This is a genomic window from Burkholderiales bacterium, assembly GCA_035560005.1.
Classification (GTDB): Bacteria; Pseudomonadota; Gammaproteobacteria; order Burkholderiales; family Eutrophovitaceae; genus DASRFY01.
Genome location: DATMAN010000019.1, coordinates 1 through 21,603, shown reverse-complemented (window position 1 = coordinate 21,603; position 21,603 = coordinate 1). Strand labels below are relative to the sequence as shown.

At 64.6% G+C, this 21,603-nt stretch carries 21 protein-coding genes and 1 tRNA gene; 15 read left to right on the top strand and 7 right to left on the bottom strand.

All coding sequences use genetic code 11. From position 1 onward, the window contains the following. Positions 1-31 precede the first annotated feature (31 nt). From proB to rplU, 4 genes are all read right to left on the bottom strand, one after another. Positions 32-1,150, bottom strand: coding sequence for a glutamate 5-kinase (gene proB, locus VNM24_01875; protein ID HWQ37348.1), 1,119 nt, complete (start codon positions 1,148-1,150; stop codon positions 32-34). Then, the gene (gene obgE, locus VNM24_01870) at positions 1,147-2,220 is read right to left on the bottom strand and encodes a GTPase ObgE (GenBank protein ID HWQ37347.1); all 1,074 of its coding nucleotides are present in this window, start codon (positions 2,218-2,220) and stop codon (positions 1,147-1,149) included. The genes proB and obgE overlap by 4 nt, the downstream gene beginning before the upstream one ends. Before the next feature lie 166 nt (positions 2,221-2,386). Beyond that, the gene (rpmA, locus tag VNM24_01865; GenBank protein ID HWQ37346.1) at positions 2,387-2,644 is read right to left on the bottom strand and encodes a 50S ribosomal protein L27; all 258 of its coding nucleotides are present in this window, start codon (positions 2,642-2,644) and stop codon (positions 2,387-2,389) included. 18 nt (positions 2,645-2,662) lie between these two features. Continuing rightward, a complete protein-coding gene (gene rplU / locus VNM24_01860; GenBank protein HWQ37345.1) occupies positions 2,663-2,974 on the bottom strand; it encodes a 50S ribosomal protein L21 in 312 nt (103 codons plus the stop codon). A gap of 202 nt (positions 2,975-3,176) precedes the next feature. Here rplU and VNM24_01855 point away from each other — a divergent pair, with 202 nt between their 5' ends. The 11 genes from VNM24_01855 to VNM24_01805 all read left to right on the top strand — a co-directional run bounded on the left by VNM24_01855 (position 3,177) and on the right by VNM24_01805 (position 15,074). Beyond that, positions 3,177-4,106, top strand: coding sequence for a polyprenyl synthetase family protein (locus tag VNM24_01855; GenBank protein HWQ37344.1), 930 nt, complete (start codon positions 3,177-3,179; stop codon positions 4,104-4,106). Positions 4,107-4,128: 22 nt separating this feature from the next. Continuing rightward, a tRNA-Pro gene (locus VNM24_01850) sits at positions 4,129-4,205 on the top strand. Positions 4,206-4,225: 20 nt separating this feature from the next. Then, on the top strand, positions 4,226-4,468 hold the full coding sequence (locus VNM24_01845; GenBank protein ID HWQ37343.1) for a PP0621 family protein: 243 nt from the start codon (positions 4,226-4,228) through the stop codon (positions 4,466-4,468). Between the two features lie 7 nt (positions 4,469-4,475). Further along, the gene (locus VNM24_01840; protein ID HWQ37342.1) at positions 4,476-6,095 is read left to right on the top strand and encodes a PAS domain-containing sensor histidine kinase; all 1,620 of its coding nucleotides are present in this window, start codon (positions 4,476-4,478) and stop codon (positions 6,093-6,095) included. Between the two features lies 1 nt (position 6,096). After that, positions 6,097-7,464: a sigma-54 dependent transcriptional regulator gene (locus VNM24_01835; protein HWQ37341.1), complete on the top strand. Its 1,368-nt coding sequence runs from the start codon at positions 6,097-6,099 to the stop codon at positions 7,462-7,464. A gap of 5 nt (positions 7,465-7,469) precedes the next feature. Then, positions 7,470-8,048 carry a 1,6-anhydro-N-acetylmuramyl-L-alanine amidase AmpD gene (ampD, locus tag VNM24_01830; protein HWQ37340.1) on the top strand — a complete coding sequence of 193 codons (579 nt, stop codon included), beginning with the start codon at positions 7,470-7,472 and terminating at the stop codon, positions 8,046-8,048. 180 nt (positions 8,049-8,228) lie between these two features. Beyond that, positions 8,229-9,158 carry a histone deacetylase gene (locus tag VNM24_01825; GenBank protein ID HWQ37339.1) on the top strand — a complete coding sequence of 310 codons (930 nt, stop codon included), beginning with the start codon at positions 8,229-8,231 and terminating at the stop codon, positions 9,156-9,158. 197 nt (positions 9,159-9,355) lie between these two features. After that, positions 9,356-12,238 carry a ribonucleoside-diphosphate reductase subunit alpha gene (locus tag VNM24_01820; protein HWQ37338.1) on the top strand — a complete coding sequence of 961 codons (2,883 nt, stop codon included), beginning with the start codon at positions 9,356-9,358 and terminating at the stop codon, positions 12,236-12,238. Between the two features lie 241 nt (positions 12,239-12,479). After that, positions 12,480-13,616: a ribonucleotide-diphosphate reductase subunit beta gene (locus VNM24_01815; GenBank protein HWQ37337.1), complete on the top strand. Its 1,137-nt coding sequence runs from the start codon at positions 12,480-12,482 to the stop codon at positions 13,614-13,616. Positions 13,617-14,022: 406 nt separating this feature from the next. Continuing rightward, entirely contained in the window at positions 14,023-14,424 is a 402-nt protein-coding gene (locus VNM24_01810; protein HWQ37336.1) for a hypothetical protein, read from the top strand. Between the two features lie 437 nt (positions 14,425-14,861). Further along, entirely contained in the window at positions 14,862-15,074 is a 213-nt protein-coding gene (locus VNM24_01805; protein HWQ37335.1) for a KTSC domain-containing protein, read from the top strand. A 232-nt stretch (positions 15,075-15,306) separates the two neighbouring features. Here VNM24_01805 and VNM24_01800 read toward each other — a convergent pair whose 3' ends face one another. Beyond that, the gene (locus VNM24_01800) at positions 15,307-15,906 is read right to left on the bottom strand and encodes a DUF2946 family protein (protein ID HWQ37334.1); all 600 of its coding nucleotides are present in this window, start codon (positions 15,904-15,906) and stop codon (positions 15,307-15,309) included. A 245-nt stretch (positions 15,907-16,151) separates the two neighbouring features. Between VNM24_01800 and VNM24_01795 the strand changes: the two genes are divergently transcribed. After that, entirely contained in the window at positions 16,152-16,424 is a 273-nt protein-coding gene (locus tag VNM24_01795) for a hypothetical protein (protein HWQ37333.1), read from the top strand. Positions 16,425-16,443: 19 nt separating this feature from the next. Here the strand turns inward: VNM24_01795 and VNM24_01790 are convergent, their stop codons facing one another. Next, positions 16,444-16,866, bottom strand: a complete 423-nt coding sequence (locus VNM24_01790; protein ID HWQ37332.1) for a DUF2322 family protein — start codon at positions 16,864-16,866, stop codon at positions 16,444-16,446. Between VNM24_01790 and otnK the strand changes: the two genes are divergently transcribed. Both otnK and otnC read left to right on the top strand, forming a co-directional pair. Beyond that, the gene (gene otnK / locus VNM24_01785) at positions 16,865-18,181 is read left to right on the top strand and encodes a 3-oxo-tetronate kinase (GenBank protein ID HWQ37331.1); all 1,317 of its coding nucleotides are present in this window, start codon (positions 16,865-16,867) and stop codon (positions 18,179-18,181) included. The two genes, VNM24_01790 and otnK, sit on opposite strands and share 2 nt — an antisense overlap. A 157-nt stretch (positions 18,182-18,338) precedes the next feature. Next, complete coding sequence (otnC, locus tag VNM24_01780) at positions 18,339-18,974, top strand: 3-oxo-tetronate 4-phosphate decarboxylase (GenBank protein HWQ37330.1); 636 nt, start codon at positions 18,339-18,341, stop codon at positions 18,972-18,974. Positions 18,975-18,991: 17 nt separating this feature from the next. Here otnC and VNM24_01775 read toward each other — a convergent pair whose 3' ends face one another. Further along, on the bottom strand, positions 18,992-19,666 hold the full coding sequence (locus tag VNM24_01775; protein HWQ37329.1) for a putative 2OG-Fe(II) oxygenase: 675 nt from the start codon (positions 19,664-19,666) through the stop codon (positions 18,992-18,994). A 147-nt stretch (positions 19,667-19,813) separates the two neighbouring features. Here VNM24_01775 and VNM24_01770 point away from each other — a divergent pair, with 147 nt between their 5' ends. Continuing rightward, positions 19,814-21,085, top strand: coding sequence for a nucleoside transporter C-terminal domain-containing protein (locus VNM24_01770; protein HWQ37328.1), 1,272 nt, complete (start codon positions 19,814-19,816; stop codon positions 21,083-21,085). Positions 21,086-21,603: the final 518 nt, after the last annotated feature.

Genomic DNA, 21,603 nt, shown 5'->3' with positions numbered 1-21,603 from the left:
CCTCTGCCGCAACTGATCGCTGCTCCGACCGTCAGAGCAGCACTAAGTTGTCCCGGTGGATGAGTTCGGGCTCGTCGATGTAGCCGAGCTTGGCTTCGATCTGCTGCGTGGGCGTGCGCAGGATCTTGCGGGTCTCCGCGGCGCTGTAGTTGATCAGCCCGCGGGCGATTTCCACCCCGCTGGGGTCGAGGCAACTGACTGCTTCGCCCCGCTCGAAATCCCCCGAGACCTCGAACACGCCGATCGGCAGAAGGCTTTTGCCGTCGACTTTCAGGGCTTTGACCGCGCCCTCGTCGAGCTTGAGCCTGCCGCGGACCTGCAGGTGATCGGCGAGCCACTGCTTGCGTGCGGCCAGCGTCATGGTCTGGGCCCGAAGCTCCGTGCCGATCATCTCGCCGGCGGCAAGCCGCGTGAGGACCTTGTCTTCGCGCCCGGAGGCGATGATCGTGTGCGCCCCGCTGCGCGCCGCCCGCTTGGCGGCCAGGATCTTGGTCAGCATGCCTCCGCTGCCGAGGTAACTGCCCACGCCGCCGGCCATCTTTTCCAGGGCCGGATCTCCGGCGATGGCTTGACGCACCAGCTCCGCATCCGGATGGCGGCGCGGGTCTCTAGTGTAGAGACCCGGCTGGTCGGTCAGGATGATCAGCACGTCGGCCTCGATCAGGTTGGTCACCAGGGCTCCCAGCGTGTCGTTGTCCCCGAAGCGTATTTCGTCGGTGGCGACCGTATCGTTCTCGTTGATGACCGGGATGACGTTTAGGTCGAGCAGGGTGCGGATCGTGGTGCGCGCGTTCAGATAGCGCTTGCGGTCCGCGAGGTCCTCATGGGTGAGGAGGATCTGTGCGGTGTGCAGGCCGAAGCGGCGGAAACAGGATTCATAGGCCTCCACCAGACCCATCTGTCCGACGGCGGCCGCGGCCTGCAGATCGTGTACCGCGCGCGGCCTTCGGGTCCACCCCAGCCGCTGCATGCCTTCGGCCACCGCGCCGCTGGACACCAGCACGACCTGGCGCTGTGCGCTCTTGAGCGCGGCGATCTCTTCGGCCCAGCGCGCAAGCGCCGCGTGATCCAGGCCCTGACCGCTGTTGGTGACCAGGCTGCTGCCGACCTTGATCACGAAGCGCCGCGCTTCGGCTGCCACGGATCTCATAGCGGCTGGGCGGCCCGCGGCGATGGATCGGCGAAACCTGTGTCTTCGCCGGTTGCCTCGAGATGTTCCATGACGGCGCGGACCAAATCACGGCAGCCGGCGCCGGTCAGCGCGGAGATGGCGAAAGTGCGTTGCGGCCTGTCGACCGCGCGGCCGTAGGCTTCGACGAACGCCTGGCAGCGGGCCTGACGTTGCGCTTCCGGGAGCAGGTCTATCTTGTTCAACACGAGCCAGCGCGGCTTGCGATACAGCTGCTCATCGTACTTGCGCAGCTCTTCCACGATCGCTGCCGCGTCGTGTACCGGGTCGCTCGTGGTGTCGTACGGAGCGATATCCACCAGATGCAGCAGCAGGCGGGTGCGCTGCAGGTGACGGAGAAACTGGTGACCGAGTCCGGCACCTTGCGCAGCGCCTTCGATGAGCCCCGGGATGTCCGCCACGACGAAACTGCGGGTTTCATCGACCCGGACCACACCCAGATTGGGTTGCAGCGTGGTGAACGGATAATCGGCGACCTTGGGCCTGGCCGCCGACACTGCCCGGATGAAGGTCGACTTGCCGGCGTTGGGGAGCCCGAGCAGTCCGACGTCGGCCAGTACCTTCAATTCGAGCTTCAGCCGGCGGCTCTCGCCCGGTTCTCCGGGCGTGCACTGCCTTGGCGTTCGATTGGTGCTGGACTTGAAGTGGATGTTGCCCAGCCCCCCGGCGCCGCCCTTTGCGACCAGGGCCACCTGTCCGTCGCGCGCCAGATCGGCGAGGACCTGCCCGCTATCCGGATCGCTGAGGACCGTACCGACCGGCACGCGCAGGTAAATGTCCTCGGCCGACTTTCCATAGCAGTCCTTGCCCTGGCCGTTTTCGCCGTCCTTTGCGCGATGGATTCGCGCGAAGCGGTACTCGATCAGCGTATTGATGTTGCGATCGGCCACGACATAGACGCTGCCGCCGCGTCCGCCGTCACCGCCGCTGGGGCCGCCGCGCGGGATGTACTTCTCGCGACGAAACGCGACGATGCCGTCCCCGCCTTTGCCGGCATGGACTTCGATGATCGCTTCGTCGACGAATTTCATGGGAAGAACAGTCTACGGTTGTCGATCCGCTGCCGTCAGCCTTGCCCAACACAACGCGCGGCGGCTCGTTGCGTCGCAGGCCAACCGTCTACGCAGTGCATGGCGATGCCGGAGACAAAAAAGCCCTGTCGTCTCCGACAGGGCTTCGGCGTATTGTCTGGCGGCCTCAGGCCGGGACGACGTCGACGGTCTTCTTGTTGTGCGGACCCCGCACCGTGAACTGCACCCGTCCGTTGGCCTTGGCATAGAGCGTGTGATCCTTGCCCATGCCGACGTTGACGCCCGGGTGAACCTGCGTGCCGCGCTGGCGCACGAGAATGCTGCCGGCCGACACCAGCTGGCCGCCGAAGCGCTTGACCCCCAGGCGCTTGGACTGAGAGTCGCGCCCGTTGCGCGAGCTTCCGCCTGCTTTTTTGTGTGCCATGTGGCTTCTCCTTCGACCCTAAGCCGAGATCTTGTCGATCCGGATCTCGGTGTAATTCTGCCGGTGAGCCCCCTGGCGCTTGGAATTCTTGCGCCGCCGCAGCTTGACGTAGCGCACTTTCTCGCCCCGGCCGTGTGAGACCACCGTGGCCTGGACGGTGGCGCCCGCAACGAACGGGGTGCCGATCGAAATTCTGTCGCCGTCGGCCAGCATCAGCACTTGGTCGATCACGACCTGGCTGCCGACGTCGGCGGGCATCTGTTCCACCTTGAGCTTTTCGCCCGACGAGACGCGGTATTGCTTGCCGCCGGACTTGATGACTGCGTACATGGAGGAGCTCCAGAGAGACTCTCGGGAAAGCGGCGCATACTACATAAAAAGAATGGCTTACGCAAGCCACGGCGGTATCATGCGCAGTGGGCGCAGGCCGGCGTTATCCTTGACCTGCATCACCCCGATTTCTACCATCGCGCCTTTTCTCCGCACGCCCCACGTGACGCCAGAGATCATCACCCGGCTGATCGCCGAGGACATGGAGACGGTCGACGCGGTCGTTCGCAAGCGGCTGCACTCCGACGTGACCCTGGTGCGCCAGGTCGCCGAGTACATCGTCGGCAGCGGCGGCAAACGCCTGCGCCCGGCGCTCGTGATCCTTTCCGCGCGCGCCTGCGGTTTCCGCGGAGAGGCGCAGCATCAACTCGCCGCGGTCGTGGAGTTCATTCATACGGCGACCCTGCTGCACGACGACGTTGTGGACGATTCGGCCCTCAGACGGGGGCGTGCCACGGCCAACGCCACCTTCGGCAACCCGGCTTCGGTGCTCGTCGGGGACTTCCTCTATTCGCGTTCCTTCCAGATGATGGTGGAAGTGCAGAACATGCGCGTCATGGAAGTGCTGGCCGATGCGACCAACACCATTGCCGAAGGCGAGGTCCTGCAGCTGCTCCATGTGCACAACGCCGACGTGACCGAGACGGAGTACCTGCGCGTGATTCGCTCCAAGACCGCCAAGCTGTTCGAGGCGGCCGGGCGTCTTGGCGCAATCCTCGCCGGTGCGCCGCGTTACATCGAGGACGCGCTCGGGCGCTACGGCATGCATCTGGGCACGGCGTTTCAACTGGTCGACGACGTCCTCGACTATTCGGGCGATCTGGCCGACACCGGCAAGAACCTGGGCGACGATCTCGCGGAGGGAAAGGCCACGCTGCCGCTGATCTACGCCATGCACAACGGAACCGAAGCGCAGCGCGCGCTGATCCGCCGCGCGGTCGTGGAGGGCGGACTTTCCGACTTTGCGCCGGTGCTCGCCGCGATTCGGGCGTGCGGCGCGCTGGAATACGCGCGCGGCCGCGCGAAGAGCGAAGCAGTCCTGGCCGAGCAGTCGCTGCGGGTCCTCGAGAATTCAAAGTACAGGGATTGTTTGCTAGAATTGGCGGCCTTTGCGGTCGACCGCGCCTACTAGAATTCCGGGACTACGAATCTGTCGGGGTGTAGCTCAGCCTGGTAGAGTACTGCGTTCGGGACGCAGGTGTCGCTGGTTCGAATCCAGTCACCCCGACCAACCGATCTCGGGTGAAGAGCTTGGCCAAGTTCCTTCTTCTCATCGCGCTCTTCATCGTCCTGTATCTGATCTTTCGTTCCATCCGTCGCGCCGCGCGCGCGGCGCCATCCGAGACGCCCGGCGCCAAACGAGCCGAAGACATGGTCCGTTGCAAGATCTGCGGCGTGCACCTGCCGCGCAGCGAGAGCATTACCTCGCGCGGAGAGTTCTTCTGCAGCCAGGAGCACTTGAGGCTTGCCGACAGGGGCCAATCCGGTCGCTGAGCGCGTCGTGACCGCGATCCGAAGCGGTCCGACGGCCTTGGAGCGGCAATCGACCTCCGGTGCCGAGCACGGCGACGCGTTCTGGCGCTCGCTGCTCTACTTCAATATCTACCGCGTCGCCGTCGCCTTCGTCTTGCTCGGCGCGCTGATCCTCCTGGACACCGATATTCCTTTCGGGTCCTACAACCGGCAGGCATTCCTGGTCGTCAACATCGCCTACATCGCGATCAATCTGCTGGCCTTCGCCGCGATCCTCCCGCGGCGTATCCCCTTCAACGTGCAACTGGCGGCCTACGTCGCGATCGACGTGGCTGCGGTGGTGGTCATGATGTACGCGAGCGCCGGCATCTCGAGCGGGCTCGGGCTGCTCCTGCTGCCGTCGCTCGCGGCGGCGGGCCTGATGAGCCGCGGCACGATCACCCTGTTCTTCGCGGCGGTGGCCTCGCTCGGCGTGCTGGGCGAGCAGTCCTATCAGGTCATCCTCGGTACCGGGAGCACGGCCCTGTTCCTTCAGGCGGGCCTGCTCTCGGCGGGATTCTTCGCGACCGCCTGGCTGGCGCACGTGCTGGCCAAGCGCGCCGTCGCGATCGAAGCCATCGCCGCGCAGCGCGAAGTGGATCTGGCCAACCTCGCGCAGGTCAACCGCCTCATCATCCAGGACATGCAGGACGGCGTGGTGGTGGTGGACGAGCGCGGGGTCATCCGCCAGATCAATTCCCGGGCCGAAGCCATTCTCGGCCCGATTTCTCTGTCGGGCCGCGAGGTCCGTCTGCACGACTACGCGCCCGCGCTGGCGGCGCGCTTGGAACAGTGGCGGCGCGACCCGGGTGCCCGGTTCGATCCGCTGCGCACGGTGGTCGGCCAGCAATCCATCGCCGCCCGCTTCGTGGGCGTGGGCGTTGCTCGCAATGTCGGCGTGGTCATCTTTCTGGAGGACCTGTCGCGCATCCAGCAACAGGCCCAGCAGTTGAAGCTGGCTTCGCTCGGGCGACTGACCGCCAACATCGCGCACGAGATCCGCAATCCCCTCTCGGCCATCAATCATGCGACCGAGCTTCTGCTCGAAGACGGCGGGCGCGCCCCCCAGGCGAGGCTGCTGCAGATCATCCACGACAACGCCATGCGGCTCGACCGGATGGTCCAGGACATCCTCAAGCTCAATCGCCGCGACCAGGCGCTGCGCGAGACTTTCGACCTGGTGGAGTATCTCGAGACATTCGTCGATCAGTTCTGCGAGATCGAGAAGGTGGAGTCCAACGTCATCAGGCTCGACTCCGAGATCGAGCCGGTGGTTACCTTCGATCGCAGCCACCTGAACCAGGTGATGTGGAACCTGTGCCGCAACGCGCTGCGCTACTGCCAGAAACGCCAGGGGAGTCTGACCCTGCGCGTGCGCACCGGGCCACGGACCGGTACCATAGAATTGAGCGTGATCGACGACGGTCCGGGGGTGGCCGAGGCGCTGCGAGGCCACCTGTTCGAGCCATTCTTCACGACGGCTTCGAGCGGCACGGGCCTGGGTCTGTACATCGCCCGCGAAATTTGCGAGGCGAACGGCGCCACGCTGGACTACGTCGAGCGGGCGCAGGGCGCGCAGTTCAGCATCGTCTGCAAAGGAGCGGTGTAGCGTGAGACGCAAAGAGCAAGCCGGCGCGGCCAATCGGCGTTCGGTGCTGATTGTCGACGACGAGGAGGACATCCTCGAGCTTCTAGAGTTGACGCTTCTGAAGATGGGGCTCGACGTGGAACGGGCTTCCACCCTGAAGGAGGCGATGAGGAAGGTGCAGGAGGGGTCGTTCGATCTGTGCCTGACGGACATGCGCCTGCCGGACGGTGACGGGCTCGAACTGCTGCGCTTCATCGCCGAGAACGATCGCGATCTTCCGGTCGCGGTGATCACGGCTCACGGCAATACCGAGAACGCCGTGGCCGCGCTCAAGGCGGGCGCCTTCGACTATCTGGCCAAGCCGGTGTCACTGGAGCAGTTGCGCACCCTGGTGAAGTCGGCACTGTCCCTGCCGCAGGGCGGGGCGGCCGCGAAGCCCGCAGGGGCACAGGCCCTGATCGGCGATTCGCCCGCCATGCAGCAAGTACGCGATCTGATCGAGAAGCTCGCGCGCTCGGAAGCGCCGGTTCACGTCAGCGGCGAATCCGGCAGCGGCAAGGAACTGGCGGCACGGCTGATCCATGCCAAGAGCGTGCGCCGCGACAAGCCTTTTGTTCCCGTGAACTGCGGGGCGATTCCGGAGAATCTCATGGAGTCGGAATTTTTCGGCTATCGCAAGGGGGCGTTCACCGGTGCCGACGCAGACCGCGACGGTTTCTTCCAGGCGGCCAACGGCGGGACCCTGTTCCTGGACGAAGTGGCCGATCTGCCGCTGGCGATGCAGGTAAAGCTGCTGCGGGCGATCCAGGAAAAGAAGGTGCGCAAGGTGGGCTCCACGCAGGAAGAGCCGGTCGACGTGCGCATCATCAGCGCAACCCACCAGAAGCTGGGCGAACAGGTCGAAGCCGGCAAGTTCCGCCACGACCTGTACTACCGCCTCAACGTCATCGAGCTGCGCATGCCGGCCCTGCGCGAACGGCGGGAGGACATCCCCTCGTTCGTCAACGCCATTCTGGAGAAGCTTGCAGCCTCGGCCGGAACGAAAAAGCCGGAAGTCACGCCCGAGGCTATGGAAGCGCTGAGCCGGTACGACTTTCCCGGCAACGTGCGCGAGCTGGAGAACGTGCTGGAACGGGCGCTCGCGCTGTCCGCGGACGGCGTGATCGGGATCGATGACCTGCAGCTTACGCCGCCGGAAGTTCCGGACGTGGCGCCCGCCGCTGCCGCCGGGGGCAAGTACCCGCTGCAGGACTACCTCGACAGGGTGGAGAAAGAAGCGATCCTCGAGGCGCTGGAGAAGACGCGTTTCAACCGCACTGCGGCCGCCAAGCTGCTGGGCATCACCTTCCGCTCGATGCGCTACCGCATGGAACGGCTGGGAATCAACTGACCGGTGTGAGGCGAAGGGTCGGAGGCCAGAGGCGAAAGGCGATCTGGGGTCTGGACGACGGCCTGCTCGACGCGGCACGCCAGATACCTTCCCCGAACTTCGACGCGCGACCGCACGGCTCTGACATCGAGCTGCTGGTCATACACAGCATCAGCCTTCCGCCGGGGCATTTCGGCGGCGACGCGGTCATCCGATTCTTCACCAACCGCCTCGACCCGGCGGAACACCCTTACTTCCGCAAGATCGCCGGTCTGAAGGTGTCTGCCCACTTCTTCATACGGCGCGACGGCGAGCTGATCCAGTTCGTACCCTGCGCCGGCCGGGCCTGGCACGCGGGCGAGTCGCAATGGCGCGGTCGCGGCCGTTGCAATGATTTTTCGATCGGCGTGGAGCTGGAAGGCGCCGATGACGTTGCGTTCAGCGACGCGCAGTATGAAGTGCTCGGCCGTCTGACTCGCGCGTTGAAGAAGGCCTATCCCATCGTGGACATCGTCGGGCACTCGGACATCGCGGTGCCTGCGGGGCGAAAGACCGACCCCGGGCCGTTCTTCGACTGGCCGCGCTTCAGGGAGACGATTGCCTGACCCGAAGCGGCATGGCGGACAACTGTAATGACCACAAGACACGAAGGTACACGAAGAGGTCCGAAACGGAGTGTCTGAACCTGCACAAGCCGACGGGATCTCCTCCCGACCGGTCTTCTCTTCTTCAGTTTTTCCTCGTGCTCTTTGTGCTCTTCAGTGCCTTCGCAGTGGTGTTCTGACGTGAGAATTTACTACACGGACCAGTTCGTGCTGCCGCTGCCGGGGGGACACCGGTTCCCGATGGCGAAGTATTCGATGCTCAGAGAGCGGGTGGAAGCGGCAGGGCTTTCCGGCGGCGAGCCACTGCGCGTGCCGCATGCGGCGACCGACGAAGAAATCCTGCGGGTGCACGACCCGGATTACGTGCGGCGGGTGAGCTCCGGGCGATTGAGCGAGGCGGAGATTCGCCGTATCGGCTTTCCCTGGACGCCGCAGATGGTGGAGCGCTCGCGCCGTTCGGCTGGTGCCACCATCGAGGCCTGCCGCGCCGCGCTGGAGGAGGGAGTGGCGGTCAGCCTCGCGGGCGGCACGCATCACGCGTTCCGCGACCGCGGGGCCGGCTACTGCGTATTCAACGATACCGCGATCGCCGCGCTGGCGATGCAGGCCGAGGGACGGGTGCATCGCGTGCTCGCCATCGACTGCGACGTCCATCAAGGCGACGGCACCGCCGCCATCTTTGCCGACGATCCCAGCGTGTTTACGTTCTCGATCCATTGCGCCAGGAACTTCCCGCTGCACAAGCAGCCGAGCGACCTCGACATCGAGCTGGCCGACGCAACCGGCGATGCAGAGTATCTGGCCGCGCTGGAAGGGGGGCTGTGCAGGGCGCTGTCCGCGGCGCAAGCGGGCCTCGCGATCTATCTGGCAGGCGCCGACCCGTTCGCAGACGACCGGCTGGGTCGCCTCGCGCTCACCAAACGCGGGCTGGCGGCGCGCGACCGGCTGGTCTTGGAGCTGTGCCGCGACGCCGGCGTTGCGGTCGCCGTCACGATGGCGGGCGGCTACGCCCGGCACATCGCCGACACCGTCGATATCCACTTTTGCACCGTGCGCATTGCCGCGTGCTTCCATCCGGCCGTGTCCGGCTGCGCCTTCGACTTCGCCTGAACGCTTTCGAGCAGCAGCGTTTCGCCAGTCCCGCTGTTTGCCAAAACGCGCCTGCCGGCAGCGCAGAAAGCGCTTGACAGAGGTCGGTACGCTACTAGAATTCGTGTGGCGTAATCGCCTCACACACAATATATAGTGGTCGCCGGTGGCCCCCGTAGTTGTTGCCGCCAGGCGACAAGAGTAATGAGGGAGAGAGCATGCAAGTGGCCACCAACGTTTCTTCGTCCTCCGTCGTGAGCGGCTTTCCAGCCGGCGAGACGGCTGCACGCCAGGAAGAGACCCGCTATGCGCAGTACCGGGTGATCCGTCGCAACGGGGCGGTGGTGGGCTTCGAGCCCTCGAAGATCGCGGTGGCCATGACCAAGGCGTTCATCGCCGTCAACGGCGGTCAGGGCGCGGCTTCAGCGCGCATTCGAGAAGTCGTTGCGCATCTGACCGAGTCCGTGGTGCAGGCGCTGCTGCGGCGCCAGCCCGCAGGCGGCACTTTCCATATCGAGGACATTCAGGACCAGGTCGAACTGGCCCTGATGCGAGCCGGGGAGCACGAAGTCGCCCGTGCCTACGTCTTGTATCGTGAGGCGCGCGCTCGCGAGCGGGCGCGCCAGAAGCAGGCGGAGGGAATCGCACAGCGGCCCGCGATCAACGTGGTCGATCGCGGTCTCGCGCGCCCGCTCGACGTCGAGGCGCTGGCCGCCCTGATCAAGGACTCCTGCGAGGGGCTCGGCCGCGCGGTGGATGCCGATCATGTGCTGCAGCTCACCCTGCGAGACCTTTACGACGGCGTGCCGATGGAAGAGGTGCGCAAGTCCGTCATCCTGGCGGCGCGTTCCCTCATCGAGAAGGATCCGGCCTACAGCTACGTCACCGCCCGCCTCCTGCTGAACAGCGTGCGCTACGAAGTCCTGGGCGAGGAAGTCAGCCAGGCCGACATGCGCACCCGTTATGCCGATTATTTCCCGAGCTTCGTGAAAAAGGGCATCGAAGCCGGACTGCTCGACGAGCGCCTCTCCCGGTTCGATCTGCAATCGCTCGGCGCAGCGCTCGATGCCAGCCGCGATCTGAAGTTCGGTTATTTGGGCCTGCAAACGCTCTATGACCGCTATTTCCTCCACGTGCATGGTCAGCGCATCGAGCTTCCCCAGGCCTTTTTTATGCGCGTGGCCATGGGTCTCGCCGTCAACGAGGTCGAGCGCGAGGCCCGGGCCATTGAGTTCTACCATGTCCTGTCGAACTTCGACTTCATGAGTTCCACGCCGACGTTGTTCAACTCGGGCACCGTCCGCTCGCAACTTTCGAGCTGCTACCTCACCACCGTTTCGGACGACCTGGAGGGGATCTACGAAGCGATCAAGGAGAACGCCCTGCTGTCGAAGTTCGCCGGCGGGCTGGGCAACGACTGGACCCCCGTGAGGGCTCTGGGCTCCCACATCAAGGGCACCAACGGCAAGTCGCAGGGAGTGGTCCCGTTCCTCAAGGTGGTCAACGACACGGCGGTGGCGGTGAACCAGGGGGGCAAACGCAAGGGCGCGGTATGTGCCTACCTGGAAACCTGGCACCTCGACATCGAGGAGTTCCTCGAGTTGCGCAAGAACACCGGTGACGACCGCCGCCGCACCCACGACATGAACACGGCCAACTGGGTCCCCGATCTGTTCATGAAACGGGTCATGGAGGGAGGCGACTGGACGTTGTTTTCCCCGTCCGACGTCCCCGATCTGCATGACAAATACGGAAAGGCCTTCGAAAAGGCCTACATCGAATACGAGAACCGCGCCCTGCGGGGGGAGATCAGGCTCCATAAGAGAATCCCGGCGGTCCAGCTGTGGCGCAAGATGCTCAGCATGCTGTTCGAGACCGGCCATCCGTGGATTACCTTCAAGGACCCGTGCAACATCCGCAGCCCGCAGCGGCACGCCGGCGTGGTGCACAGCTCCAACCTCTGCACCGAGATCACCCTCAACACGTCGGATTCCGAGATCGCGGTCTGCAATCTGGGGTCGATCAATCTGGTCGCCCACATGAAGGACGGCCGGCTCGACCACGATAAGCTCAAGCAAACGGTGTCCACCGCGATGCGGATGCTCGACAACGTGATCGACATCAATTATTACGCGGTCAATAAGGCGCGCAATTCGAATCTCAAGCACCGCCCGGTGGGCCTGGGGATCATGGGATTCCAGGACTGCCTGCAGGAAATGCGCGTTCCCTACGCCTCGCGGGAAGCGGTGGAATTCGCGGACCGGTCCATGGAAGCGGTCTGCTACTACGCCTACTGGGCATCGACCGAGCTGGCCGAGGAGCGCGGCCGCTACTCCACGTTCGACGGGTCCCTCTGGTCGCAGGGCATCCTGCCACAGGACACGCTGAAATCGCTGGCCGAGGAGCGCGGCGGAAACGTCGAGGTCGACGTGTCGGCCACGATGGACTGGGAAGCGCTGCGCAACCGCATCCGGCGCCACGGCATGCGCAATTCCAACTGTGTTGCCATCGCCCCGACGGCCACGATCGCCAACATCGTCGGGGTGTCGGCCTCGATCGAGCCGACCTACCAGAACCTGTACGTCAAATCGAACCTGTCGGGCGAGTTCACGGTGACCAACGAGTACCTGGTTCGCGACCTCAAGAAACTGGGTTTGTGGGACGAGGTGATGATCGCCGATCTGAAGTACTTCGACGGCTCGCTGGCCAGGATCGACCGCATCCCGCCGGACATCCGCAAGCTGTATGCAACCGCCTTCGAGATCGATCCGACCTGGCTGGTCGAATGCGCGGCCCGGCGCCAGAAATGGATCGACCAGGCTCAGTCACTCAACATCTACATGGCGGGGGCTTCCGGGAAGAAGTTGGACGAGATCTACAAGCTGGCCTGGAAACGCGGATTGAAGACCACTTATTACCTGCGCACCCTGGGTGCGACCTCTGCCGAAAAATCGACGGTCCGCGCCGGGCAGCTCAACGCGGTCCCGGCGGACGGCGGAATGGTTCAGGCATCCGCGGCGCCGATGACCGCACCGTCAGCGTCACTGGCAGAGCCGAAGTTCTGCGCGATCGATGATCCGGGCTGCGAGGCCTGCCAGTGAGCGTGCCGCGACGCGCGGCAAGGCGGGTGGCGTTTCCTCCAAGCGCAAGGCGTGACAAGACGCCCAGTGCCGCCAGATCGCGACGTTCCATGCCGTCGCACGAGGACCTGATGAGCCCGAGGGGGGCGCACTTCATCGGCGCGAAAGCGTAGCGAAACTGCCAAAAAGGGGCTGCATCGGCAGCCGAACATCAAAGAAATACTTGACACTCCACCGATAACATTTATAAAGGAAGCGAACGATGCTGCAGTTTGAAGATCACATCGCCGGAAGTTCAGGAGTCGCGAGGTTCCCGAAGGGATCCGCAAGCGTTGCTTCCGCCACGGCCCCGATCGAAGTCGAGCCGGCAAATCCCGCCTACCGCCGGGTGCGCATCGAGGACAAGCGCGTCATCAACGGCAAGGCGGACGTCAATCAGCTGGTTCCGTTCAAGTACAAGTGGGCTTGGGAGAAGTACCTCGCCGGGTGCGCGAACCACTGGATGCCGCAGGAAATCAACATGAGTCGCGATATCGCCACCTGGAAAGACCCCGGCGGGCTGACCGAGGACGAGCGGCTCATCGTCAAGCGCAACCTCGGTTTCTTCGTTACCGCCGATTCGCTCGCCGCCAACAACATCGTCCTCGGCACCTATCGGCACATCACGGCGCCCGAGTGCCGCCAGTACCTGCTGCGCCAGGCTTTCGAGGAGGCGATCCACACTCACGCCTACCAGTACATCGTGGAGAGCCTCGGCCTGGACGAGGGCGAGATTTTCAACGCCTATCACGAGATTCCCAGCATCCGTGACAAGGACGAGTTCCTGATCCCCTTCATAGACGTCCTGACCGATCCGTCGTTCAGGACCGGCACGCCGGAGAACGACCAGAAGCTGCTCAGGAGCCTGATCGTCTTCGCCTGCATCATGGAGGGTCTGTTCTTCTACGTCGGCTTCGTCCAGATCTTGGCGCTCGGCCGGCAGAACAAGATGACCGGCGCGGCCGAGCAATACCAGTACATCCTGCGCGACGAGTCGATGCACTGCAATTTCGGCATCGACCTCATCAACCAGATCAAGATGGAAAATCCCCAGCTCTGGACGTCGGAGTTTCGCAACGAGGTGCGCTCGCTGATCCAGAAGGGAGTAGAACTCGAATACCGCTACGCCGAAGACACCATGCCGCGCGGCGTGCTGGGTTTGAACGCGCCGATGTTCAAGGAGTATCTGCGCTTCGTGGCCAACCGCCGCTGCCAACAGATCGGCCTCGACCCGCTGTTCCCAGGGGCAGCCAACCCGTTCCCGTGGATGTCGGAGATGATCGACCTCAAGAAGGAGAAGAACTTCTTCGAGACCCGGGTGACCGAGTATCAGACCGGCGGCGCACTGAGCTGGGAGTGAGGATGACCGGGGCGAAAAAGCTCTTCCGGTGAAGGCTGGCTTGAGGCGCGCGATTTGCTTGGGGGGACGGCAGCGACATGACCGGCAGAGCCGCAATCTCTGCAACCAGCACCAGCCGATGTAGTTCGGCGGTGCATCGGACAGGAAGTTGATGGGCAAACGACGAGAAGCGCTATCGACCGACAACACCCGCGCCCGCGATCCAGCGTTGGTGGCGCGACTGGCTGGGAGTAATGGCTCCCGGTAGGCGGCGTCTTCCCTGCAGTTTTTCCGGCCGCTGGCCGGTTGCGCTGGCCCCTCTTCAAGGGCCGGTCGCTCTTCTCTTTTCCCAGTGTTCCCCGGCGGAAATTCTTTTTGTTTTCCGCGGGTTCTCGAACTGCTCGGCGAGCCTCGAACAGCGCCTCGGGTGCCGTTCGGGCGCGTCGTCAGTCGGCGCGAGGCCAACCCTGATCGCGCCGTTTCTTTCATCAACCTGTCAAGGAGGTACGCAGCAATGGCAATGAAGAGAAAGGCAGCCAAGAAGAGCGGGAAGAAGACGAGCAAGGCGAAGAAACCCGCGAAGAAAATGAGCAAGGCGAAGAGGCCCGCGAAGAAGGCCGCGAAGAAGCCAGCGAAGAAGAAAGCGGCGAAGAAGAGCAAGAAGAAGGCTGGCAAGAAGAAAGCGGCGAAGAAAAAGCCGGCCAAGAAGAAGGCTGGCAAGAAGAAGGCGGCAAAGCCAGCCGCGACCGCCGCGGCTCCAGCGGCGCCGAAGCCCGTTTCTGCGCCGGCAGCTTGGCCGTTTCCGGTAGCGGGTAACCGGCCCAGCTAAGCGCCACTGAAGATGCTCGCGGGCAGCCTGCATCCGCGACGGATACCAGTTTCCTGAGCCGCGAGCATTGTCCCCCTGAAGGTTCGCCCAAGTTCGGTTGCCCGGACGATCGGGTGGGCTGTTGCCTCGTCAATGAAGTCGTCCGCGAAGCGTTGACGCTCCGATCAGTCGGCGCCAGGAGCCCGGGGATTAGCCTTCCAGGCTTTTCGCACGCGCCCGCCCGGAAGCCACAAAAAAAGGCCGCCGGAGAATGGCGGCCCAATGCTTTACACACCTGACTGCCCGAAAGCCCCGTCCAGCGATCAGCGCGACGCCCGCAAGCGCGAGCGCCACTTGCGCAGCGTGGGGGAGAATCGCCGCAAAACTACCAAGGTCGGTGCGGGCTGTGAAAGAATTTGCACTGATTAGCATAGGCGGCGAGGGAATAAGGCGGGCCCATGAACAGGAAGAAGGTCAGCTCCAGCAAGATCCGCTCGGTGGGCTACGACGAACGCAATCGCGTCCTCGAGGTCGAGCTCAACGACGGTTCGATCTACCAGTACACCGGGGTGTCGCCCGAGGTGCACCGGCGCTTCACCTCCGCACCCTCGATCGTCAGCTATTACCAGGACAAGATCGAGGAAGAGTTTCCCCGCAAGCGCATTCGCTAGCTCCGGCCCGCGCGATCGACGCCGGTGCGAAGACAGTGCAACAGCAACTTTTCGGTGCGGCAACGCCCGGCGGAGCCCGACAATCCCCGGCATTGGAGCCCGCCGCCCGGCGGCAAGCAGCCGCTCAGCCGGCGTAGCCCTGCGCTTGGGCGGTTTCGCTGTCTGTCTTTGCGGCCTTCGCTGCCTTGCGAGCCTTGCGTTGCGATCTTGTTGTGCGGCTTTGCCCGAGTCGCTAGCACTCGGGCTCGCCAGGGGCTGGCCGGGGATCGGCGTAGAAGCCGAACTTTTGTGGCGCCTGATCGGAACGCATGCGTCCCACGGGCAGCCTTTCCCCGCCGTAGTCGAACCAGAAGCCGGCACGCCGGCGGATCGATTCCGCCTCGAGCGCTTTCGCCAGTTCCTCGTCGGAAACGGGTCGGCCCAGGGAGTCGGTGAAATGCTTGCTGACTTCTCCGAGGTCGCGGTCGATTACCGCACCCACCCCTGCAGCCCAGCGCACGATCAGAACGCCGTTCTCGTCCAGCCATGCGCCGCTCGCATGCTCCAGCGCCTGCCCCGTGTGCGCCACGAGCCGGAACGCATTTCCCCCCGCCGTGCGCAAGACGAACGGCAGGTAGGCCAGCCTGACGAACACCCTTTGCGGACCGTTCTGGAAGAACCAGCGGCCGCGCTCGTCGCACGCGTAGTTGCGGCCAATGAAGTCGATTACGGCCGGATTGCCGATGCGCTCGCCCTTGATCAGCCAGTTGCCTCGCCGGTCGAGCTCGAGCCAGCCGTAGACGGCCGGCACGTTCGGCCATTTCGCCATCGCGCGGATAACCGACTCGTCCATGGGCGGATTGTAGCCGCGCCCGTCAGCGGGACGGCGAAGCCCGGCCGGACTCGACTGTGTCACGCACGCCCGACCGCGGGAGCTACACGCCTGCCCCAACACGTAGGCTGGGCGCGGCGCGCGTGATCTGATCCACGTCAACCCGAGCCCGGGCAAACGCTGCCACCATTGGGGCAGTCGACCGCCCTTTTGCGCTCCTTGTGTGCTGCATGCCACCCACGCCAGGCGCGGTCTTCAGGAGTAGCATGTTCCGATCATCCCGACTCGCCCCGATCGCTCTGGGACTCGCGATGTCGGCAGCCGGCTGCGCCGATCGCCGCAACGATCCGGCGGCGTTCAACGAGCGCTGCCTGGCTTGCCACACGCTGAGCGAAGTGGGCCAGCGGCTTGCCGGACGCGCGGGCCGGGAGTGCCGAGAACATCTGCTGCGCGTGCTGGCGCGGCATCACGCGCCCGACCGTGCGGAGCGCACCAGGATCGTCGCTTATCTGGACGAGCAGCTCTGCCGGCCGCGCTAGCCGGAGCGACGTCGCCCGGCTACTTCTTCTTGAAGGTCACGCGGGCGGTAAAGCGCAGGTTGCGTTCCGAGATTCTGAGCAGCCGGTCGATGTTCGGATGCTTGCCGGGATTGGCTCTGGCATCCGCTGCATGTTCGCCGTAGAGCTCCAGCCCTTCGGCCGCGGCATCGGCGTGCACCATGCCATATTTGGCCGCCAGGTAAGAATACACCGCCAGCGAACCGGCCTGCCCCTGCTTGTTCTCGATCGTGGCCTCGACACTGCCGTCCGGCCGTAACAGCTCCAGCTTCTCGACGTGCGTGACCGGCGGAATCTTCTTCAGGTTGTCGGCGAAGGCCACGGCGCGGGTCTCGGTGTAGACTTTGACGCACAAACTATAACCTAACGCCCCGCGACGGCGGCGCGCCCGCGGGCGCGCACCTTTGCGGGGAATCGATCCCATGGCTTTGCTGCTCGGCTGCGTGGCCGACGACTTTACCGGCGCCACCGACCTCGCCAACACGCTCGTCAAGGCGGGCATGCGCGCAATTCAGCTGCTCGGCGTCCCGCGTCGCGAGCTCGATGTGCCCGACTGCGACGCGATCATCGTCGCGCTGAAATCCCGCAGCAATCCGGCCCGCGAAGCGATCGAGATGTCGCTGGCGGCGCTCGACTGGCTGAGGGCGAGGGGCGCGCGCCAGTTCTATTTCAAGTACTGCTCGACCTTCGACTCAACCGACCAGGGCAACATCGGTCCGGTCGCCGAGGCGATGCTCGATGCGCTCGGCGAACGCTTTACCGTGTTCAACCCCGCCTTTCCGACCAACAAGCGCACCGTGTATCAGGGGTATCTGTTCGTCGGCGAAGTGCTGCTGTCGGAATCGGGCATGCGCCATCATCCTTTGACGCCCATGACCGATCCCTCGCTGCGGCGCGTGCTGCAACGCCAGTGCAAGCACAAGGTCGACCTGGTGCCTTATGCGACCGTCGTTAAAGGCGTTGAAGCGGTGCGCAATGCGTTCGAGCAGCTCAAAAGCCAAGGCATCCGCCATGCCATTCTGGATTCGATCACCGACGAGCACTTGCTGACCCTGGGTGAGGCCTGCGCCGACATGAAGCTCGTCACCGGCGGTTCCGGCATGGCGATGGGGCTGCCGGCCAACTTCATCCGGCGGGGCCTGCTCAAGGCCGGCCAGTCCTACGCCCTGCCCAGGGTTTCGGGCGCGGCAGCGGTGCTTTCGGGCAGCTGCTCGGTTGCCACGCAGGGACAGGTGGAAGCGATGAAGAAGACGCATGAAGCCTTCCGGATCGACCCGACTTCGATTGCGCAGGGGCGCGATGTCGCCAGTGAGGCGATCGAATGGGCGAAGCCGCGGTTGGGCGAGAAGCCCGTGCTGATTTACTCGACCGCGACGCCGGAGCAGGTCGGCGCGGCGCAGGAGAAGCTGGGGCGAGAACACGCCGGCGCGGTGGTGGAAGAAACCCTCGGCCGGATCGCGAAGGACCTCGTGACGCTCGGCGTGCGGCGACTGGTGGTCGCGGGCGGAGAGACTTCCGGCGCCGTGGTCGGCGCGTTGGGCGTCCAGGGCCTCTTCATCGGAGAAGAAATCGATCCCGGCGTGCCCTGGACTTTCTCCATCGGCCAGCCCACGCTCGCGCTTGCGCTGAAGTCGGGCAACTTCGGCGCCCCTGATTTCTTCACCAAGGCCTTCGATCGGCTACGAAGCAAAGCGCTCACCGCGGAGGACGCAGAGGAAAGGCAGGAAAAGGAAACGTGAAGTACGGGGTTGGACCGTGAAGATGCATCGACAAGAAAATTGAAGGCTGGCAGCCGTGACCATGGTTCATACCTTCAACACAAGCTCTTATTTCTCATCTTGGTGTTCCTCAGCGTCCTCTGCGTCCTCCGCGGTGAAAGCTTTACTTTGACTTGATATGAACGAAACCAAACTGAGAGAGGAAATCTGCTGGTTCGGCAAGTCGATGTTCGACCGCGGGCTGACAGCGGGCAGCTCGGGAAACATCAGCGCCCGCAGCGAGGACGGAACCTGGCTCATGACGCCGACGAACACGTGCCTCGGGCGGCTCGATCCGGCGAGGCTTTCCAAGGTCAGTGCCGAGGGTGCGCTGATCTCGGGCGACAAGCCGACGAAGGAGGCTTTCCTGCATCTGTCGATGTATGCCGAGCGCCCTGCCGCCGGCGCCGTCGTGCATCTGCACTCGACCCATTCGGTCGCCGTTTCGGTGCTGGCAGACGTGGACCCCGGGGAGCCGATCCCGCCGATTACCGCCTATTACGTCATGAAGGTCGGCAGGCTCGCGCTGCTGCCCTACTATGCGCCCGGCGACCTTGCGCTGGCCGATGCCGTGCGCGAGGTGGCGGGCAAGCACCACGCGGTGCTGCTCGCCAATCACGGCCCGGTGGTTGCGGGCAGGGATCTCGAAACCGCGGTCTACGCCACCGAAGAGCTCGAAGAGACCGCCAAGCTCTACCTGATGCTGCGTGGAAACAAGCTTAAGATCCTCACGCCGGTTCAGGTCGAGGAACTCGGCCGGAAGTACCCGTCGTAGCTGGGTGCGAGCGCCCCTTAGCGGCGGAAGTAATCGCCAGGCGCGCCGGGCAGTGCGCGGACGTGGATGTTCCACGAAAGCGTGATGCGCGGGCGGGTTCCCGCGTAAGGCGTCACCAGGTGGACCCATTCGCTGGGAAAGATCATCATCGAGCCCTCCTCCAGCGTCGGTGTGAGCAGTTCGGTCATGCGACCGGGCTCGTTCTGGCAGCACGCCGCGATGCGCGGGTCGGCGAAGCAGAACCTTCCGCTGGTGCGATCGGTCGGGTCCTGGTCGCCCGGGTCGAGCACGTACAGCACGCTGGCGACCGAACGGCAGTGGCTGTGGGGCATGCAGTAGTCGCCCTTCTCATAGACGCTCGCCCAGCTGTCGTCCACCACCGGCGGCTGGCCGTACACCTCTTTGAACAACGCAAGCGCGCGAGCGTGGATCAAATCCGTCTCCAGACGCGCCCAGCGATCGATCCAGCGCACCTTCGTTCCGCAGCCGCCGTGAAAGATGTAGTCCCGGAAGTGGGAATCCTCCCGCAGCTCCAGGACCCGGCGCTTGAGCGCCGGGTGGTAGTGTGCGGTGTCATGAAAGCGGGTGAGCTTGATCGATGGCTCGTCGAGCGGGGTGAGCCCCTGCCGCTGCGGCCAGACGCGCAGCTTTCGGATGCCGATTTCCACGACCCTCTGCGACATGCCGCGCATTACGCGCCCCTTCGATGACACCGTCAAGGCGCGCGGGCCGCGTGCGGCCGAAGGACCGGCGAAGGCGACGGGGCGCTGCCCTCATCCGTTCACCGCCCGGCCGCCTTATGATGCTGCGGTCGCCACTGCTGCGTGGACCGGCCCGCGATGACAGGGTTGGGCGTCGTTCAAAGTCTGTTCGGTCTAGCCGTCTTCGTCGGTATCGCCTGGCTGCTGTCGGAGCACCGGAGCCGATTTCCGCTGCGCATCGTCGTGGCCGGAGTCGCTTTGCAGTTCATGCTCGCTGCGGCGCTGCTCTACCTTCCCGGGCTGAAAGATGCCTTTGTCGCGCTCAACGACGGGCTCCTGGCGCTGGAGCGCGCGACCCGGGCCGGCACCTCGTTCGTGTTCGGCTACCTCGGCGGCGCCGCGCTGCCTTTTGCGGAGCCCTATCCCGGCGCTGCCTTCGTGCTCGCCTTGCGCGCGCTGCCGATCGTGCTTGTCATGAGCGCGCTCTCCGCGCTGCTCTTCTACTGGAAGATCCTGCCGCTCGTGGTCAGGGGATTCGCCTGGCTGCTGGAGCGCAGCCTGGGCATCGGCGGGGCGCTGGGTCTGGGGGCCGCGGTCAATGTCTTCGTCGGGATGGTGGAAGCGCCGCTGCTGGTGAGGCCCTATCTCAGGCACATGAGCCGTTCCGAATTCTTTGCCCTGATGACCGCGGGCATGGCCACCATCGCCGGCACGGTGCTCGTGCTCTACGCGAGCATGCTCAAGGCGGTAATTCCGGACGCCCTCGGACAGATCCTGATCGCCTCGGTCATCAGCGTGCCCGCCGCGGTCATGATCGCCACAGTGATGATCCCACCCGAGGCCCCCGGGGTTGCGGGGAAGCTGGTCGAGCCGGAGCCGGCGCAAAGCGCCGTCGACGCGATCACCCGTGGAACCGCCCAAGGCGCACAACTGCTGATCAGCATCGTGGCCATGCTCATCGTGTTCGTCGCCCTGGTCAGCCTGGCGAACCAGGTCCTCGCGCTGCTGCCCCCGTGGGGCGGCTCATCGCTCACCTTGCAGCGGCTGTTCGGCTATCTCATGGCCCCGCTTGCGTGGCTTTCGGGCCTGCCGTGGTCGGAGTGCGTGACAGCGGGACAGTTGCTGGGCACGAAGGTCATCCTCAACGAGTTGGTCGCCTATCTCGAGCTGGCGCAACTGCCGCCGGAGGCCCTCGAACCGAGGAGCCGGCTCATCCTCACTTATGCGCTGTGCGGATTCGCCAACCTGGGCAGCCTTGGCATCATGATCGGCGGACTGTCCACCCTGGTGCCGGAACGGCGCGGCGAGGTGGTCGCGCTCGGTTTCCGGTCCATCGTCTCGGGCACGCTGGCCACCCTGATGACGGGTTCGGTGATCGGCGCGCTGTGGCATCCCAGTCTGTCGGATTGAGGCGCAAGGCGACGTTGCAAGTGGTCAAGATTTGCGCCTTCTGTCCGGGCGAAGAGCCTGCGCAAGGGGGTTCACTGCCGCAAGGGCATCATCCGCGGCATGGGCAAGGTGAGTTGCGCGCATTGCCACCTCGCTGACTCGGACGGACTGATCGTGGCGCACGAGAGCAAGATCCTAGTGCCGCGCCTGTCAAGTGATCCACGACGAGGCGCATCCGGCGCCCAGACAGGCCAAGAAACGAAGCATCGCGCCGCCCTCACCTCGCAGCCGCACCGGCTGAGCGACTCGGGCACGGTCGAGATGTTCATAGCGCTGAGCCGCAGGGTGGTAGTTCAGCGCGAAAGCACCGCCTAGAGGAGAAGGGGGCGTGCTGATCTGGCTGTGCTCGATGCAGTGAATGCGCCGGCTGCGCGAGTCGGGATTCCCTTCTGAGAGTGCGCCCGGACCTATTGCCGGCCCGCGCGCTGCGCTGAATTCCTCACCGGCTTGTCGTCGTCCTTCTTGTCGAGGAAGTCTTC

Coding starts and splice junctions, on each gene's coding strand:
- proB (HWQ37348.1), bottom strand. CDS start 1,150: ATGAGATCCGTGGCAGCCGAAGCGCGGCGCTTCGTGATCAAGGTCGGC.
- VNM24_01770 (HWQ37328.1), top strand. CDS start 19,814: ATGACAGGGTTGGGCGTCGTTCAAAGTCTGTTCGGTCTAGCCGTCTTC.
- VNM24_01800 (HWQ37334.1), bottom strand. CDS start 15,906: ATGGACGAGTCGGTTATCCGCGCGATGGCGAAATGGCCGAACGTGCCG.
- VNM24_01855 (HWQ37344.1), top strand. CDS start 3,177: ATGGAGACGGTCGACGCGGTCGTTCGCAAGCGGCTGCACTCCGACGTG.
- VNM24_01820 (HWQ37338.1), top strand. CDS start 9,356: ATGCAAGTGGCCACCAACGTTTCTTCGTCCTCCGTCGTGAGCGGCTTT.
- obgE (HWQ37347.1), bottom strand. CDS start 2,220: ATGAAATTCGTCGACGAAGCGATCATCGAAGTCCATGCCGGCAAAGGC.
- rpmA (HWQ37346.1), bottom strand. CDS start 2,644: ATGGCACACAAAAAAGCAGGCGGAAGCTCGCGCAACGGGCGCGACTCT.
- VNM24_01790 (HWQ37332.1), bottom strand. CDS start 16,866: ATGGGATCGATTCCCCGCAAAGGTGCGCGCCCGCGGGCGCGCCGCCGT.
- otnK (HWQ37331.1), top strand. CDS start 16,865: ATGGCTTTGCTGCTCGGCTGCGTGGCCGACGACTTTACCGGCGCCACC.
- VNM24_01805 (HWQ37335.1), top strand. CDS start 14,862: ATGAACAGGAAGAAGGTCAGCTCCAGCAAGATCCGCTCGGTGGGCTAC.
- otnC (HWQ37330.1), top strand. CDS start 18,339: ATGAACGAAACCAAACTGAGAGAGGAAATCTGCTGGTTCGGCAAGTCG.
- VNM24_01815 (HWQ37337.1), top strand. CDS start 12,480: ATGCTGCAGTTTGAAGATCACATCGCCGGAAGTTCAGGAGTCGCGAGG.
- rplU (HWQ37345.1), bottom strand. CDS start 2,974: ATGTACGCAGTCATCAAGTCCGGCGGCAAGCAATACCGCGTCTCGTCG.
- VNM24_01795 (HWQ37333.1), top strand. CDS start 16,152: ATGTTCCGATCATCCCGACTCGCCCCGATCGCTCTGGGACTCGCGATG.
- VNM24_01775 (HWQ37329.1), bottom strand. CDS start 19,666: ATGCGCGGCATGTCGCAGAGGGTCGTGGAAATCGGCATCCGAAAGCTG.